Source organism: Streptomyces prunicolor NBRC 13075, assembly GCF_000367365.1.
Lineage (GTDB): Bacteria > Actinomycetota > Actinomycetes > Streptomycetales > Streptomycetaceae > Streptomyces > Streptomyces prunicolor.
On sequence record NZ_BARF01000004.1, the window covers coordinates 48,623 to 63,856 of the forward strand.

Below are 15,234 nucleotides of genomic sequence, written 5' to 3' on the forward strand. Positions count from 1 at the left end.
TGCTTCCTTCTACCTGCTTCCTTCTACTTCCTTGCCCCGGCGCAGAGTTCGGTGTCGATCAGGGCGTTCTGCGTCATCTCCGTCGACAGGTCGGGCGCGCCGTCGCCCGTCGCCTCCAGGACCACGGTCCGGCGGCCGTCCGCGCTGACTCCGTCGCGGGTGGTGTAGCCCATCAGGTCGCCGGCGTGGCTGTAGTAGACGCCGCCGCAGGACAGGGGGATCTCCATTAGGCCGAGGCCGTAACGGGCGCCGGGCCAGACGGGGTCGAGGGAGGCGGCTCGCACCGTCGTCTTCATCTCGGCGAGTTGGGCCGGGCGCAGGAGCTTGCCGCCCAGGAGGGCCGAGAAGAAGCGGGTGAGGTCGCCGGTCGTGCTGATCATCGCGCCGGCCGAACCGGCGGCCGTCGGGTTGAGGTCGGTGACGTCGATGGTCGGGCCGCTGTCGCCGAAGTCCGAGTAGCCGTGCAGGTGTTGGCCGGGGATACGGGCCGAGGTGTCGGGCGCGGAGGTGTCACGCAGGCCCAGCGGGCGGATGATGCGCCGGGTCACCTCCTGCTGCCAGGTGTGGCCGGTGGCCTTCTGGACGATCATTCCGGCCAGGATGTAGTTGGTGTTGGAGTACTCCCACTCGGTGCCCGGCGCGAAGTCCGGGGCGTGCCGCATCGCGATGCCGACCAGCTGTTGTGGGGTCCAGGTGGTGTAGCGGTCCGCCTCGAAGTCCGCCACCGAGCTGATCGCGGGGAAGTCGGCGGTGTAGTTGAAGAGTCCGCTGGTGTGGTTCAGCAACTGCCTTACGGTGATGGCGTTTCCGTCGTTGCCGTTCCCGGACACCACGCCGGGCAGCCAGTGTTCGACCGTGTCATCCAGGGATACCCGTCCCTCGCCCACCAGTTGGAGCATCACCGTCGACACGAAGGTCTTGGTGCTGCTCGCGATCCGGAACTTGTCGGTGACCCGGGCCGCGCGGCCGGTCGTGGTGTCGGAGACTCCGGTGGCGGCGTAACGCCGTCCGCCCGGGCCCGTCGATTGGGCCACGACAGCGACGGTTCCCGTCTTCTGGATGGCGTCCACGCTCCGCTGGAGCGTCGTGGTGCGCTGCCGGGATTCCGTGGTGCGCTGTCGGGACTCCGTGGCGCTCGCCATGGGCGTCGCGAGGCCGAGGCCTACGGCGGCCAGTGCGGCCGCGGCGGTGAGCTGACGGAACGTCATCATGGGCTGTCTCCCGGGGAGTTGGTGATCGCTCGCACCGGCTTGCGGTGTGTTCACCAACCTAGGGAGACGGCACGCGGTGATCGATCCAGCCCGCAGGCCGGTCCGCCGTACAGCCAGCTGTACCAAGGGTCGGGGGAGAGCCTCAGGTCAGCCGCCGTAAATCCTCCAAGTACCGCAGGACCGCCGCGACCCGGCGGTCCACCTGGTCGGTCGGGGACAGGTCGAGCTTGGCGAAGATGCTGCGGATGTGTTTGTGGACGGCGCCGTCGGTGACGACGAGCTTCTCGGCGATGGCGGAGTTGCCCAAGCCCTCGGCCATCAGGGCGAGTACGTCGCGTTCGCGGGGGCTGAGCCGTTCCAGGCGGGTGTCCTGGCGGGAGCGGGTGAAGAGTTGGGCGACGACCTCCGGGTCGATGGCGGTGCCGCCCGCCGCCACGCGGTGCAGCGCGTCGAGGAACTCCTCGACGCGGCCCACCCGTTCCTTGAGCAGATAGCCGAGACCGCTCACCCCGCCGCCGAGCAGTTCGGTCGCGAAGCTCTGCTCCACGTATGCCGACAGCACGAGCACCGCCAGGTCGGGGCGCCGACGCCGGGCCTCGACCGCGGCGACGATCCCCTCGTCGGTGTGGGTCGGCGGCATCCGTACGTCGAGGATGGCGACGTCCGGCTTGTGTACGTCGATGGCGTCCAGGGCCTCGTCCGGGGTGCCCGCGGTGGCCACCACGTCCAGCCCCTCGGCACGCAGCAGCAGGGCGAGCCCCTCGCGCAGCAACGCGTCGTCCTCGGCGATCACGATCCGCATCGCAGTCACGCTCCACAGCTCAAGTAGCTCAAGTTCCGCATTGCAGGCTCCGGTTGCTCGTCACGATCCCCAACTCACCGACCACAGGGGAGATCCACCGTCAGGACGGTCGGTCCGCCGGGCGGGCTGGTCAGGGTGAGGTCGCCGTCGTGGGCCGCGATCCGGCGGCGGATGCCGGTGAGCCCGGAGCCGCCGTCCGCGTCGGCACCGCCCCGGCCGTCGTCTTCCACGGACAGCACCAGCCGCCCGCCACTGCCGCGTGCCGTGACGACGGCGTGCTCGGCCCCGCTGTGCTTGGCGATGTTGGTCAGGGCCTCGGCGACGACGAAGTAGGCGGTCGCCTCGACGGAGGCGGCGCAGCGTTCGGGTACGTCCACGTCGATCCGGCACGGCACCGCGCAGTCCGCCGCGAGACCGGAGAGCGCGCCCGCGAGCCCCCGGTCGGCCAGCACCGGCGGCAGGATGCCGCGCGCGACCGTCCGCAGCTCGGCCAGCGCCGTCTCGGCGGCGGACTGGGCGCGTTCGAGGAGTTCGTCGGCGCCGGCCGGGTCGCGGGCCACCATGCGGCGGGCCGCGCCGAGCAACACGGCCACGGAGACGAGCCGGTTCTGCGCACCGTCGTGCAACGAGCGCTCGATACGCCGTAGTTCGGTGGCGTGAGCGTCGAGGGCGGCGGCGCGGGTGGCGGTCAACTCCGCCACGCGCAGGGAGAGATCGACGTCCGGACCGGCCGCGAGGAGCCGCCGTCCGGGGCCCGACTGGAGCCGCGCCATGCCGGGTGCCAGCCCCAGGATGATGGCGATCCAGCCCACGCCCAGCAGCGCCACGGCGAGGGCGTCCGGCCAGGTCTGCGCGTTGCCGATGCCCAGGGACGTGGCCGTCGTGTTCTCCGGCATGAACGTCCAGTACAGCGGGAACGCGGTGTCCCGTACGGCGGTGATCGGCAGCAGCACGCCGAGCAGGCCGAGCAGCAGCCCGAGGGTGGAGTGCCGTACCAGCCAGCGCAGTTCGCGGTGGGTGGTGGCGTCGACGAGGGCGGCCCGCAGCCGGGTGGGCGGGGGCTGCGGGGCGACGACCTCGGGGCCCCGGCGAGCGAGCCGGGCGCGTTCCCGGCCGGCCAGGGCGTGCAGGGCGCGCAGCGGCGCGGGTGCCATCAGCAGCCCCACCCCGACCACGCTCGTCACGGCGGTGAGGGCCAGCCACAGCAGCAACAGCGCTGCGAGCACAGCTGTGTTGAGGCCGGAGGCGAGCTGGGCGATGGCCTGGCCGGCGGTGCTCAGGGTCCGTAGCGCGATGTCCTTGAAGCTCTCGCGTTGGACGGCCGCTCCACCGCCCGCCTCGCTCGCGCTCGTTGTCATGCGAACGACCCTATGCCGTACGGGAGTTCTTCATGCCGTACGGGAGTTCTCCGTGAGCGGAGGAAGCGGGGAGTACAGCCTGCTGTACCCCGAACCGGGTGGGCTGCGGGATCGGCCGCGAGGGGTGCCGATCCATAGCGTCGGTGACGACAGCAGGAACGGCACCAGACCCACCTGACCTCGGGAGACACCCCATGCCGCAGCCGACGATCCATCCGACGACCCATCCGATGACCGAGCCGACGGCCACCGATCCCGACCGCCTCACCCCCGGGGACATCGCCCGCACCCTGCTCTGGATCGTGGTGGTGGCCAGCGCGCTCACCAACATGGCGGCCTCCTTCGGCGGCGCCGACACCTGGGTGCACCTGGTGTGCGGCGCGGTCACCGTCCTGTGCGCGGGCACCCTCGTCGTACGCAACCTGCGGGGCCGACGATGAACACCACAGCCACCACAGCCACAGCCACGACCACCGCCGCCATCGCCCTGGAGGGCGTCGGCAAGGCCTACCCCGGAGGCGTACGCGCCCTGGACGACGTGTCGTTGACCGTGGAACGCGGCACCTTCCTCGCCGTGATGGGCCCCTCGGGCTCCGGCAAGAGCACGCTGATGCACTGTGCCGCCGGGCTCGACTCCCCGACGTCGGGCAGTGTCCGTATCGACGGGCACGAGATCGCCGGGCTGAACGAGACCAAGCGCACCCAACTGCGCCGCGAGCGCGTCGGGTTCGTGTTCCAGGCGTACAACCTGATCCCCTCCCTCTCCATCGAGGACAACATCACCCTGCCGCTCCGGCTGGCGGGCCGCACCGCCGACCGCGACTGGCTGCGCACGCTGGTGGAGCGGGTGGGTCTGGCCGACCGGCTGACCCACCGCCCGGCCGAGCTCTCCGGCGGGCAGCAGCAACGGGCCGCCGTGGTACGGGCGTTGGTGGCCCGCCCGGCGGTCGTGTTCGCCGACGAACCGACCGGCGCGCTCGATCTGCGCAGCGCCCACGAGGTCCTGGACCTCCTCCGCGACCTCGTGAACGACCTGCGCCAGACGGTCGTGATGGTCACCCACGACCCGGCAGCCGCCGCCCGCGCGCACCACGTGCTGGTGATGGCCGACGGCCGCGTGGTCGACGCCCTCAAGGCCCCGACCGCCGACGAACTCGCCGCCCGTCTCGTCGAGTTGGGAAGGGTCTGAGCCATGTTCCGTCTCGCGATACAGATGGTCGGACACCGCGTCACCGCGCTGATCGCCGTGGCCTGCGCGGTCCTCGGCGGCGCGGCCCTGATCACCGGCACCGGCGTCCTCGCCGAGTCCGGCCTCCGTTCCCACCTGCCCGCCGGCCGCCTCGCCGGAGCGTCGGTCGTGGTCGCCGCCGACCAGGAGTTCCACCCGCCCGGCGACCTTCCGCTCGCGCTCCCGGAACGCCGTCGGGTCGCGGCTCAACTGGTAGGTGAACTGGGCCGGTTGCCGGGCGTGACCGCGTCGGTCGGCGACATCAGCTTCCCGGCCGCGCTCGTCGACGCACACGGTCGGGTCGTGGCGTCGCCGTCCGGAGACCCTCAGGTGTCGGGGCACGGGTGGTCCTCGACGAAGCTGCTGGCAACGGGTGCGCAGGTCACCGGCAGCGCGCCGACCTCTTCCGGCGAGGTCGCGGTGGACAGCGCGACCGCCGCCGCGGCCGGTGTCAAGCCGGGCGACCGCGTCCAGGTCGTCGTCAACTCCCGCCCCGCGAGCGGCTATCGCGTGTCGGCCGTGGTCAACGCACCGGGCGCCGGTGTCTACTTCGCCGACAAGACGGCCGTAGAAATATCAGATCTGGCCGCCCACTCCGGCCGTGTCGACCTGGTCGGCCTCCGCACCGCGCCCCGTGCCGAGGAGCGGGTGGCCGCCGAAGCCCGTACGAAGCTGAAGGGCACCGGACTTCTGGCCGTCACCGGAGCCGAGCGGGGCGACACCGCCGCACCCGGCGCCGGAGCCTCGCGCTCGCTGCTGGTGCTGCTCGCCGGTTCGCTGTCCGGGATCGTGCTGCTGATCACCGGGTTCGTGATGGCGAGCGCGTTGGCCGTGGCGATCGGCGGGCAGCGACGGGACCTGGCGTTGATGCGGGCCGTCGGGGCAACTCCCAAGCAGATCCGGCGGTTGGCCGCCGCGCAGTCCACCGTCGTCGCGGCGGTGGCCGTGGCACCCGGGGTGGGACTCGGCTATCTGCTGGCCGGACAGTTCCGCGGACTGCTCGCGGACCGGGGCGTCATCCCGGCCGAACTGCCCCTGACCTTCAGCCCGTTGCCCGCGCTCGCGGCCGTCGTGCTGATGCTCCTCGCCGTTCAGGCGTCGGCCCGCTGCTCGGCCTGGCGCACCTCGCGGATGCCGGCCACCGAGGCGGTCGCCGAGTCGCGCAGCGAGCCGCGTGATCCGTCGCGGGCCCGGACCCGTATCGGCGTGGCCGTGATGGTCGTAGCGACTGTGATGTCGGCCCTGCCGCTCTTCTCCCGCACGGTCATCGGCGCCACGGCCACCTCGCTCGCCGGGATCATCGGGGCGATCGGCCTGGCCTTGGCGGGCCCTGCGCTGGTGCGGGGCGTCGGCGGTGCGGCGGCACGAGTGACGAGGTCGGGGGCTTCCGCGCCGACCTGGCTGGCGATGGCCAACCTGCGCGCCTACGCCCTGCGCAACGCGGGGATCGTCTCCACGCTGGCCATGGCGGTCGTGTTCGTGCTGACGTACACCTTCACCCAGACCACCGTGCTGGCCGCGACCGCGCAGGACACCAGTACCGGGACTCTCGCTCAACTGCGCCTGAGCGCACCGGGGTTGGGTGGGCTGCCCGACGACACGCTCGGGGCCGTACGGAAGACGGCCGGAGTGCAGGCCGCCGCTCCTGTCGGGACGACCACTGTGGTGTGGGAGTACAAGCAGTTCGGTGACCCGGCGGCCGATTCGGGTTCGGCGACGATCCTCACGCCGGACGCGGCGGGCGTTCTCGATCTCGACGTGCGGGACGGCAGCCTGAGTCGGCTGTCCGGTAGGACAGTTGCTGTCAGCAGTGAGGTGGCGCGGACGCGTTCCGCGACGGTGGGGCACACGGTGAATCTGGTCCTCGGGGACGGAACTCGCCTCGCTGCCAAGGTTGTTGCCGTATACGGGCGGGGGCTCGGCTTCGGCGCGGTGGTGCTGTCCCACGACCTGGCCGCCGGGCACACGACCACGGCCCTCGACCAGTCCCTCCTGATCCGTACGGACGGCTCGGCGAAGGCCCGGCAAAACCTCACGACCCTCGCCGCCGCCCGCCCCGGGCTGACCCTCGGACCCGCCAACTCCCCTTCCACCGGCGGACTTAAGAACGCCCCACCCGAGGTGTGGATCAACCTCGCGACGATCGTGGTCCTGCTCGTCTATCTGCTGCTCAGCATCGCCAACAAGCTGGTCGCGGCCACCGCGCAGAGGCGGGTCGAATTGGGCGCCCTGCGCCTCAACGGCACGACCCCGCGCCAGATCCGCGCGATGATGCGCCGCGAGGCGGCGATGACGGCGGCCACCGCGCTCACCACCGCCCTGCTGCTCTCCGCGATCCCGCTCGCCCTCCTGGGCCAGGCCTTCCTCGGCCACCCCTGGCCGGCGGGGCCGGTCTGGCTGCTGCCGGGGCTTGCGGCGACGGTCACCGGTATCGCCTTCCTCACCATCGAACTGCCCACGCGGCAGGCGTTGCGGACCTCGCCGGCGGATGCGATTCGGGCGCAGTGAGGGAGCTGCTCGGCAGCGGGGCAAGGGTGTTGCAAGACGCCTGCAAGGAAAGCGCCGTGCGCACCGGGAACCCCCCTTCTCGTCTGAACGAAACGACGAACGACGGGGGATCACGTGTCTGTCGGAACGACGAGACCAGCACTGATCGAACAGGGACACTGGCTGACCGTCCGGGACTGCAAACGAGTCCTGGTGGTCGTGCACACGGTGACCTTCGCCCAACGCCTGCGCGAGGTCTTCGAGTTGCTGGAGACCGACCTGCGCGTCCAACTGGTCTTCACGATCGCGCCTCATGCCTTCGGCACCGGAGTGAGCGAGTACCTGCACACCCTGGGCATCACCACGGTGCCCTGGGAAGAGGCCCTGCGCGCCGAGTTCGACCTCGCCCTCGCTGCGGGCTTGCGCGGAGTGCACGAACTCCGGGCTCCGATCGTCCGCATCTCGCACGGGGCGGGACACATCAAACTGCTCACCGACGTCAGCCTGTTGGCGCCGGGAGAGCGGAGGTCACCGGGGATGCTCAGCCGCCAACACCTGTTGAACGAGGGGCGGCTGGTCCCGGCGGCGATCGTCTACGCCCATGACCAGGCGCTGGAGGAACTCGCCCTGTCCTGCCCGGAGGCGCTCCCGGTGGCTCACGTGGTGGGCGATCCGTGCGTCGACCGGATCCTGGCCGACCGGCCGAGGCGCGATGCCCACCGCCGTGCGCTGGGGATCGAGGACGGACAGCGGCTCGTGGTCGTCACGTCCACCTGGGGACCGACCTCGACGTTCGGGCGGCTCGACTCCCTGCTGCCGCAACTGCTGAGCCAACTCCCCGGCGACGACTACCGCGTCGCGATCCTGGTCCACCCCAATGTGTTCGCGGGGCACGGCACCCGACAGGTGCACGGCTGGCTGTCCGGCTGCCAGAGCCGGGGCATCGCGGTCGTCCCGCCGGAGGCCGACTGGCAGACGCTGCTGATCGCCGCCGACGTCATCGTCGGTGACCACGGGTCACTGACCGCGTACGGCACGCTCACGGACGCGGCGATGCTGCTGACGGCCGGATCCCGCCGTGAGGTGTCGGCCACCTCCCCCGCGGCCCTGCTGTCCGCCGTAGCACCCGTGCTCTCTCCGGTGTACCCGCTGGCGGAGCAACTCGACTACGCGGCACAGCTGCACCGCCCCGGTCAGTACGACCAGGTCGCCGCCTCGCTGTCGTCGGCGCCGGGCCAGTTCCACCGGCGGATGCGGTCGGTCGTCTACCGGATGCTCGGGCTGGGCGAACCGGCCCGTCCGCCGTTCGTCGCGCCGCTCCCGCTGCCACCGGCACTGACGCGCTGGCAGATCGCCGCCGGAAGCGGGGCGGCTCGGTGAGCGAGGGGATCGCGGCCCCGGCCCCGGCCCCGGGACCGGACGCAGCGTGGGCCACCGTGTGCTTCTCCGCGCAACCGCCCTGTGCGGCACTGCGGGGTGGCGGGCCGGCCGACCGGGTGTCCTTCGTCGGCTGGCGTTCGGACGCGGCGGACGGTTCGGCTCTCGTACGATCCGACCCGCTGCCCTCGCCCGCGGACTCGTCCGTGGAGCGGCACGGGTATCGGCATCCGTATCCGTATCCGGCGCCCTGCCCGCACGCGGACGGCCCGCTCGGCTGCGATGTGCACCTGTGGGTGGACGCGGACAGCCCGGAACGGACCGGGCTCATGGAACACGCCGATGTGCTCGTGAGCCGTGTGCCGCTGCCGCTCGCGTCGGCTCAACGGCGGGTGCGCTGGCTGCTGTTGGGCCATCCCGGATGTCGTGCGGCCGCCGTGCCCGACACGGCCTCGACGTGTGTCGTCGGCATACGGGAACGGACCGGTGCCGTGTCGTTCGTGTCGTTCGCACGGCTGGAGCGGGGCGGGTCCGACGACCCGCTCCCCGCGCACGTCGTCGTGTCGGTCGTCCACGCCTGGCTGGTGAACGGAGGATCGCCGGGCGCGCTGTGTTCCCTCGTACCGATGCCGCGTAGTTGACGGAGGGAGGACCGGCCGCGGTGGCTGTCACGGCTGCCGCAGCCGGTCGTCCAGACGCTGAGCGTCCTCGGGGCTCAGCCGGCGGAAGAGCTCCCGGGCGGCCTCGTAGTGCCGTATCGATTCCGCATGATCACCACGTGACTCGGCGGCCTCGCCGAGCCACTCCAGACAGCGCGCCTCCCAGTGCTCGGACCGGGCGTCACCCGCGCGGAAGCGCGTGAGGCACTCCCGCAACAGCTCGACGCCGCCGGCACCGTCCCCGGCGCGGTCCAGGACATGGCCGAGCAGCGCCAGGACGCGGGTCGCCTCGTACGTCTCGCCCAGCGCGTCCAGTTCGGTGCCGGCCCGGCGCAAGTGCTCGGTGGCCGTGGCCAGGTCGTCGGCGGCCAGCGCGGTCTCGCCGAGGCGTCGCCGGGAGAGGGCGGCCCCGCGCCGGTAACCGATCGACTCCCGCAGCCGCAGGGCGTGTTCGAAGTGATCGCGGGCGTCGTCGAGTTGGTGGTCCAGGAGACCGACGTGCCCCAACCCGCTGAGCGCCTGCGCCTGTTGGCGTATGTCGTGGTCGGCGATGGCCAGCTCCAGCGCCTGCCGGTACCAGTCGGCCGCTTCCGGATACCGCCCGGCGTTGCGCAGACCGATCGCGCCGGAGGTGAGCATGCGGCCCTCGCCCTGTCTCGATCCGCTCCGGCGCGCCGCGTCGAGACCGAGACGGTGCGCCTCGATCCCCATCTCGGACGGCCGTAATCGTAGGAAAAGCGGCCATATGAGGTCCGTCAAACGCCAACAGGAGAAGTCCCAGCCGACCTCGGCCGAGTGCCGTACGGCGCCCATCAGGCCGTTGCGGTACGTGTCCAGCCAGACGAGCGCCTCCTCGGCACCGTCCAACGGGGCCGGGGCCACGGTCCCCGCCGGGAGGTCGTGCCCCGGCAGCCGGTGGCTGGGGGTGAGGATGTGCTCCGCCGCAGCCGCGCTGACCAGGCACCAGTCTACGAAACAGCGCAGCGTGCGCTCCTGCCGCCCCGGATCCTCCAACTCCTCGCCGAGCCGACGGGCATGCGGCCGCACCAGGTCGTGGAAGCGGTAGGTGGTCGGTCCCGTCTCCTCCAGCAGATTCGCCTCCACGAGAGCGTGCACCGCGATGTCGGAGGCGGGCCCGCTGCCACGCGCTCCCTCCACGTCGGCCGCGAGGGCGGTCAGCAACGAGAGGTCGTGACGATCCGCGGGCAGCAGCCCCATCCGCCGGTACAGCGCCCGGCTCTCGTCCGGCAGGATCTCGTACGACAGGTCGAGCGCGGTACGCATCACGGCCTCGCCGTCTACGCGGAGGCCGTCGACGGCACCCTGCCCCAGGGAGAGGCTCTCGGCCAGGGCGGACACGGAGCGGTGCGGGCGCAGGGCGAGTTGGGCCGAGGCCAGCGCCACCGTCAGCGGCAGCCGTCCGCACAGTCTGACCACCTCGCGCGCGGCGGCCGGCTCCCGCGCCACGCGCGTCCCACCGCCGACGGCGAGAAGCTCGACGGCCGACTCCGCGGAGAGCCCCTCCAGCCGGTGGACGGACGCGCCGTCGACGCGCAGCCCGGTCAGGTTGGTCCGGCTGGTCACCACGGTGAGACCGGTCGGCGCCCCGATCAGGAGCGGGCGTACCTGAGCGGCCGTGAACGCGCTGTCCAGGAGGACGGCCAGGCGCAGCCCCGAGGTCATCGAACGCCACAGCGCGCTCCGTTGCGCGATCCCGGCCGGTACCGAGGAGGCGCCGAGCGCGACCAGGAACGCTTCCAGGACGACGGCCGGGGAGGTGGGACCCGGTTCCCCGTCGGTGGCCCGTCCGCCCAGGTCGGCGTAGAGCTGGCCGTCGGGAAAGCTGTCGGCGTGCTCGTACAGCCAGTGGGTGGCCAGGGTGGTCTTGCCGACGCCCGCGAGCCCGCTGACCACCAGGACCTGCGCCGAGTGCGCCGCACGTCCGGCGCGCAGCAGGTTCAGGCCCCGCCGGTCCGCCTCCCGGCCGATGAACCGGGCTGCCACCGGGGGCAGTTGACGGGGCACGGGGTGGCGTGACGCGGGCGCCGGTGCGGGCGGGTGGAAGTGGACGCCCCCGTGGATGTCCCGGGCCTGCACGGTGGGCCCGTGGAGTACGGAATCGCCGCCGATGACGTTGGAGGTCTCCGCCGCCGCCGGGTCGGGCGGTGTGCGGGCGGGGCCGGGATGGCGGCGCAGCCACGCGGCCAGCGCGTCCCGGGTCGCCGTGTCGTGCGCGGCCAACGTGCACAACTCCAGGGCCAGTTGGCGCCGGATCGCCGCCTCGACAGGGTGCTCGCCCGGTGCGTTCGGAGGCCAGAGCCGGATCACCGCGGGGTCGGCACGGGCCGCCGTGTCCAGTACCCGGGCCAGATCGCGCCACGCGGGGGATTCCGGGTCGGCGCCGCAGACGGTGATGGCCGACAGTAATGCTTCCTGTCCGTCCGAGGAGAAAGCGCGCACGTGGCAACTCCTTTCGATCCTGCCGGAGTTACTCCCCACTGCGGACAAGAAGCGAACTAATGCAGATGTTTATCGGTCAATTTTGAGCTCATAGTGTCCTGTCGTGCTCGATTCTGCGGTGTCCATGACATTCTCGAATGCTCGGCAATCGCAGGCCCTACCGGCGGGGAGGACGCTGGTGGACTTCGAGATCAGGCTTTCGGGATCGGTGGAGATTCGGGCAGCGAGTCGCCGTAGCGATCTCGGCTCGACAAAAACCAGGACGGCGCTCGCCTGCCTAGCCTGGGATGCGGGTCGCACGGTGAGCGTGGACGCCCTGATCCACCGTATCTGGGACGACCATCCGCCGGGCAAGCCGCGGGAAGCGCTGCACGTCCACATCTCCCGCATACGGAGCTCGCTGCGGATCGCCGGGGGTGACGCGCCCGCGATCGTCAGCCGTACGAACTCGTACTCCCTGGAGGTCGATCCGGACCGGGTGGACCTGCGCTGTTACACCGGCTGCGTCGAGCGAGCCCGGTCCCTGGGGGAGCGCGGGGACGAGGAAGCCGCCCTGCGCCAGCTGGACCGCGCGGACGGCCTCTGGCACGGCGAGCCGCTGGCCGGGATCACCGGGTCCTGGGCCGAGCATCTGCGGGCCTCGGTCGAGGAGACCGGTCTCGCGGCGGCGATGACCCGGGCCGAGATCCTGCTCCGCGGCGGCAGGTTCACCGACGCCGTTCCGGTGCTCCTGCCCTTGGCCGAGGCGCATCCGGTGGACGAGGCCCTGGCCGAACGGCTGGCCATCGCCCTCTACGGCAGCAACCGGACGGCCGAGGCGACCCGACTGCTGCAGCGGACGCGGCAACGGGTCGTCCGGGACATCGGTCTCGACGCGGGCCGAGGGCTGCACCGGGTCCACCAGGGAATCCTGGCGGGGACGCCCGCGGAGGAACTGTCCCCCCGCGCCGGGGCCGGGGCCAGGGCCGGTGCCGGGGCCGGGAAGAAGGCGTCCCACCGGCCGCCGCGCCGGGTGCCGGACAATCTGCCCCGCGATGTTCCGTGGGCCGGCCGGCGCGATGAGGTGCGGCGGCTCACCGCGGCGCTCTGCGAGGGACAGGGATCCTCGGACGTGGTCACCGTCGAAGCGATCCACGGCATGGGAGGCGTGGGCAAATCGAGCCTCGCCGTCCACCTGGCGCATCGATTACGGGACCGGTTCCCGGACGGCAGGATTTTTCTGCATCTGGGTGGATATGCCGCCGACCGGACGCCACCGACCGCCACCCGGGCACTGACCGAACTGCTGCGGCTGGTCGGTATGGCCAGCAAGGAACTACCGCCTGAGCTGGACGAGTTGGTCGCGCTGTGGCGCTCGGTGACGCATGACCGCCGGATGCTGGTGATCCTCGACGACGCGACCTCCTCGGACCAGATCCGCCCGCTGCTGCCGGGCTCCTCCCCGACAGCGGTCATCGTGACCAGCCGCCGTCGGCTGCCGGGACTGCCCGGAGTACGGCCCGTCTCCCTGGACGTGCTGCCGGCCGAGGACGCGGCGGCGCTCTTCGCTCAGCGACTGGGGAGGGAGCGGGACACCGACCCGGCCGAGGTGGCCGAGATTGTCCGGATTTGCGGTTACCTTCCGCTGGCCATCGAGATCGCTGCGAGCCGACTGCTCGCCCGCCCTTCGTGGGCCACGTCGGACCTGTTGCGCCAGCTGAGCGGTACGGGCGGGCATCTTGCCCAACTTCGTGACGTGGACCGGACGTTGACACATGTCTTCGCCGTCTCGTACGACGCACTGAATATCGAACAGCGGCTGGTCTTCCGCCGTATCGGACTGCATGTGGGGGTGGAGTTCAGGCCGCCGGCGATTGCCGCGCTCACAGGATTCTCCTTGGAAACGGCCGAACGCGTACTCGAGGAGCTACTCGCTCACTATCTTGTGACAGAGCCTGTTCCGCTTCGTTTCGCCATGCATGATCTGTTGCGCGACTATGCGCGATCTTTGATCGAAGCCGGTGGTGGCGATTCGGATGACGATGTTCGGCAGGCCGGACAAAGGTTGGTGGATCACTACGTCCGGACCGCGGATCGGGCGGACCGGCTGGCCTATCCCTTTCGTTCGCGCACAGATCTCGACGTCGGCGATTCGGCCACTCGGCCGTCTCCGGAAATCGTCGACCCGCAGTTGGCTGAACAGTGGTTGATTGCCGAGTCGGCCAATCTTCTCGACACGCTGGACTGGCTTGAAAAGCATGGTACGGAACGTCAACTAGCCCTTTCTGTCCATGTGTTGGCGGGATTCCTGGACATGGAGGGGCACCTCGTCGAGGCCGAGCCGCTGCTGCGCCGCGCCGCCGCCCACTGGGACGCCGCAGGTGACAGCGTGGCCAGGGCGCGAGCGCTGCTCGACCTCTGCGCCGTGCACACCCACGGCTCCCGCTACGACGAGGCGATCGCGGCCGGGCGTGAGGCGCGGGACATCGCGCGGTCTCTCGGGGACAGGGAACTGGAGGGCGAGTGCGTTCACCAGATCTCGATCTCGCTGTGGCAGACGGGGCAGTACACGCTGGCCCGATCACTCCAGAAAGAATCTCTGGATTCTCTCCTGCAAACAGGCAATCGTCTCCGGATCGCGCGCTGTCGAAACCTGCTCGGCATCATCCATCTGCATCTGGCGGAGTATGACGAAGCATGGGCATGCTTCACTTCGGCCCTCGCTGATTTCACGGCAATAGAGTCTGAGCGCGGAAGGTATAGCGCGCTCAATAATTTGGCGGAAGTGAGTAAGAAAACCGGGCATCCAGAAGATGCCGAAATGGCTTATCGTCAGGCGATGGTCGTCGCGGATCGGATGGGTAATCCGAGGGACAAAGCGACGATCCGAATGAATATTGCTTCCGTCATGGACGAGCTCGGCAGAACCGATGAGGCTCTTGCCGTGTACGGAATGGCGCTGCCGATACTGCGAGACGTCAAAGACCGGCGGGCGGAGGCCATCGCCCTCACTCGAATCGGCAGGGCGCACCGTGCGGCAGGCCGTGTTGACGAGGCCCTGCGACACCATGTCGCCGCACTTGAAGTGGCACGTGCCATCCATGCGGCGGGCGAAGAGGTGGACGTCCTCTTCGACCTCGCCCTCGCGGAGCGGGACGCTGGGCTCGTGGCCCAGGCCGTGGCCCACCTTGAGGAGAGCCTCGCCGGCAGCAGAAACGTATCGGCCCCGGCCGAAGAGGCCCGGGCCACAGCGGCATTGTCCGCTCTTCGGGGCGACGTTACTGACGAGTCCAATTAGAGCGGCCCGATGCGCTGATCAACTCGTGCCGCCTCAAGGCTTCCATTCAGTCGCGGCATCGGTATTGTTGCTCCCCCGCGGAGGCGCTGGGTCCGTCACCTTGGACCGGAGCCCCACCTCTCCCCACCTCGCCTGCGCATCAGACGTTGTCCGAGCTAGCTGAGAGAATGTAATGCCAGTAATTATCGCGAAATGCATTCTGGGTATTCACGCGCTCACTTGCATTGCGTACGTAATAATATCCGGGCTGAGTGCAAACGGCTTGACGCTGTAAGGGACCCGGTGTCCGGTGCCTACCGCCGACGTGCGGTCGGGTGCCGGACATCGGCCCCGGACGCGGCCGCCGGGCGGTAACTCCGGGTGGCGCTGCATGGG

The 15,234-nt window shown here is 70.7% G+C and carries 10 protein-coding genes; 6 read left to right on the forward strand and 4 right to left on the reverse strand.

Annotated elements, in window-relative coordinates:
• Window positions 1-23: 23 nt before the first annotated feature.
• The 3 genes from SPR02S_RS02615 to SPR02S_RS02625 all read right to left on the reverse strand — a co-directional run bounded on the left by SPR02S_RS02615 (window position 24) and on the right by SPR02S_RS02625 (window position 3,371).
• Window positions 24-1,211: a serine hydrolase domain-containing protein gene (locus SPR02S_RS02615; protein WP_019055378.1), complete on the reverse strand. Its 1,188-nt coding sequence runs from the start codon at window positions 1,209-1,211 to the stop codon at window positions 24-26.
• A 142-nt stretch (window positions 1,212-1,353) separates the two neighbouring features.
• Window positions 1,354-2,013, reverse strand: a complete 660-nt coding sequence (locus SPR02S_RS02620; RefSeq protein ID WP_019055379.1) for a response regulator transcription factor — start codon at window positions 2,011-2,013, stop codon at window positions 1,354-1,356.
• 74 nt (window positions 2,014-2,087) lie between these two features.
• Window positions 2,088-3,371 (reverse strand): sensor histidine kinase, encoded by a 1,284-nt coding sequence (locus SPR02S_RS02625; protein WP_019055380.1) that lies wholly within the window; start codon window positions 3,369-3,371, stop codon window positions 2,088-2,090.
• Window positions 3,372-3,565: 194 nt separating this feature from the next.
• On the opposite strand from SPR02S_RS02625, the gene SPR02S_RS02630 reads away from it, so the two are divergent.
• The 5 genes from SPR02S_RS02630 to SPR02S_RS02650 all read left to right on the forward strand — a co-directional run bounded on the left by SPR02S_RS02630 (window position 3,566) and on the right by SPR02S_RS02650 (window position 9,104).
• Window positions 3,566-3,811: a hypothetical protein gene (locus SPR02S_RS02630; RefSeq protein ID WP_019055381.1), complete on the forward strand. Its 246-nt coding sequence runs from the start codon at window positions 3,566-3,568 to the stop codon at window positions 3,809-3,811.
• The gene (locus tag SPR02S_RS02635) at window positions 3,808-4,560 is read left to right on the forward strand and encodes an ABC transporter ATP-binding protein (RefSeq protein WP_019055382.1); all 753 of its coding nucleotides are present in this window, start codon (window positions 3,808-3,810) and stop codon (window positions 4,558-4,560) included. Before SPR02S_RS02630 ends, SPR02S_RS02635 begins: the two co-directional genes overlap by 4 nt.
• Window positions 4,561-4,563: 3 nt before the next feature.
• Entirely contained in the window at window positions 4,564-7,107 is a 2,544-nt protein-coding gene (locus SPR02S_RS02640) for an ABC transporter permease (protein WP_019055383.1), read from the forward strand.
• Between the two features lie 114 nt (window positions 7,108-7,221).
• Complete coding sequence (locus SPR02S_RS02645; RefSeq protein ID WP_026150145.1) at window positions 7,222-8,466, forward strand: hypothetical protein; 1,245 nt, start codon at window positions 7,222-7,224, stop codon at window positions 8,464-8,466.
• Window positions 8,463-9,104: a hypothetical protein gene (locus SPR02S_RS02650; protein WP_019055385.1), complete on the forward strand. Its 642-nt coding sequence runs from the start codon at window positions 8,463-8,465 to the stop codon at window positions 9,102-9,104. Before SPR02S_RS02645 ends, SPR02S_RS02650 begins: the two co-directional genes overlap by 4 nt.
• 27 nt (window positions 9,105-9,131) lie before the next feature.
• Here the strand turns inward: SPR02S_RS02650 and SPR02S_RS02655 are convergent, their stop codons facing one another.
• Window positions 9,132-11,582, reverse strand: coding sequence for a tetratricopeptide repeat protein (locus SPR02S_RS02655; protein ID WP_019055386.1), 2,451 nt, complete (start codon window positions 11,580-11,582; stop codon window positions 9,132-9,134).
• A 178-nt stretch (window positions 11,583-11,760) separates the two neighbouring features.
• Between SPR02S_RS02655 and SPR02S_RS02660 the strand changes: the two genes are divergently transcribed.
• Window positions 11,761-14,859: an AfsR/SARP family transcriptional regulator gene (locus tag SPR02S_RS02660; protein ID WP_019055387.1), complete on the forward strand. Its 3,099-nt coding sequence runs from the start codon at window positions 11,761-11,763 to the stop codon at window positions 14,857-14,859.
• The last annotated feature ends 375 nt before the right edge of the window (window positions 14,860-15,234 follow it).

Coding starts and splice junctions, on each gene's coding strand:
- SPR02S_RS02615 (WP_019055378.1), bottom strand. CDS start 1,211: ATGATGACGTTCCGTCAGCTCACCGCCGCGGCCGCACTGGCCGCCGTA.
- SPR02S_RS02620 (WP_019055379.1), bottom strand. CDS start 2,013: ATGCGGATCGTGATCGCCGAGGACGACGCGTTGCTGCGCGAGGGGCTC.
- SPR02S_RS02625 (WP_019055380.1), bottom strand. CDS start 3,371: ATGACAACGAGCGCGAGCGAGGCGGGCGGTGGAGCGGCCGTCCAACGC.
- SPR02S_RS02630 (WP_019055381.1), top strand. CDS start 3,566: ATGCCGCAGCCGACGATCCATCCGACGACCCATCCGATGACCGAGCCG.
- SPR02S_RS02635 (WP_019055382.1), top strand. CDS start 3,808: ATGAACACCACAGCCACCACAGCCACAGCCACGACCACCGCCGCCATC.
- SPR02S_RS02640 (WP_019055383.1), top strand. CDS start 4,564: ATGTTCCGTCTCGCGATACAGATGGTCGGACACCGCGTCACCGCGCTG.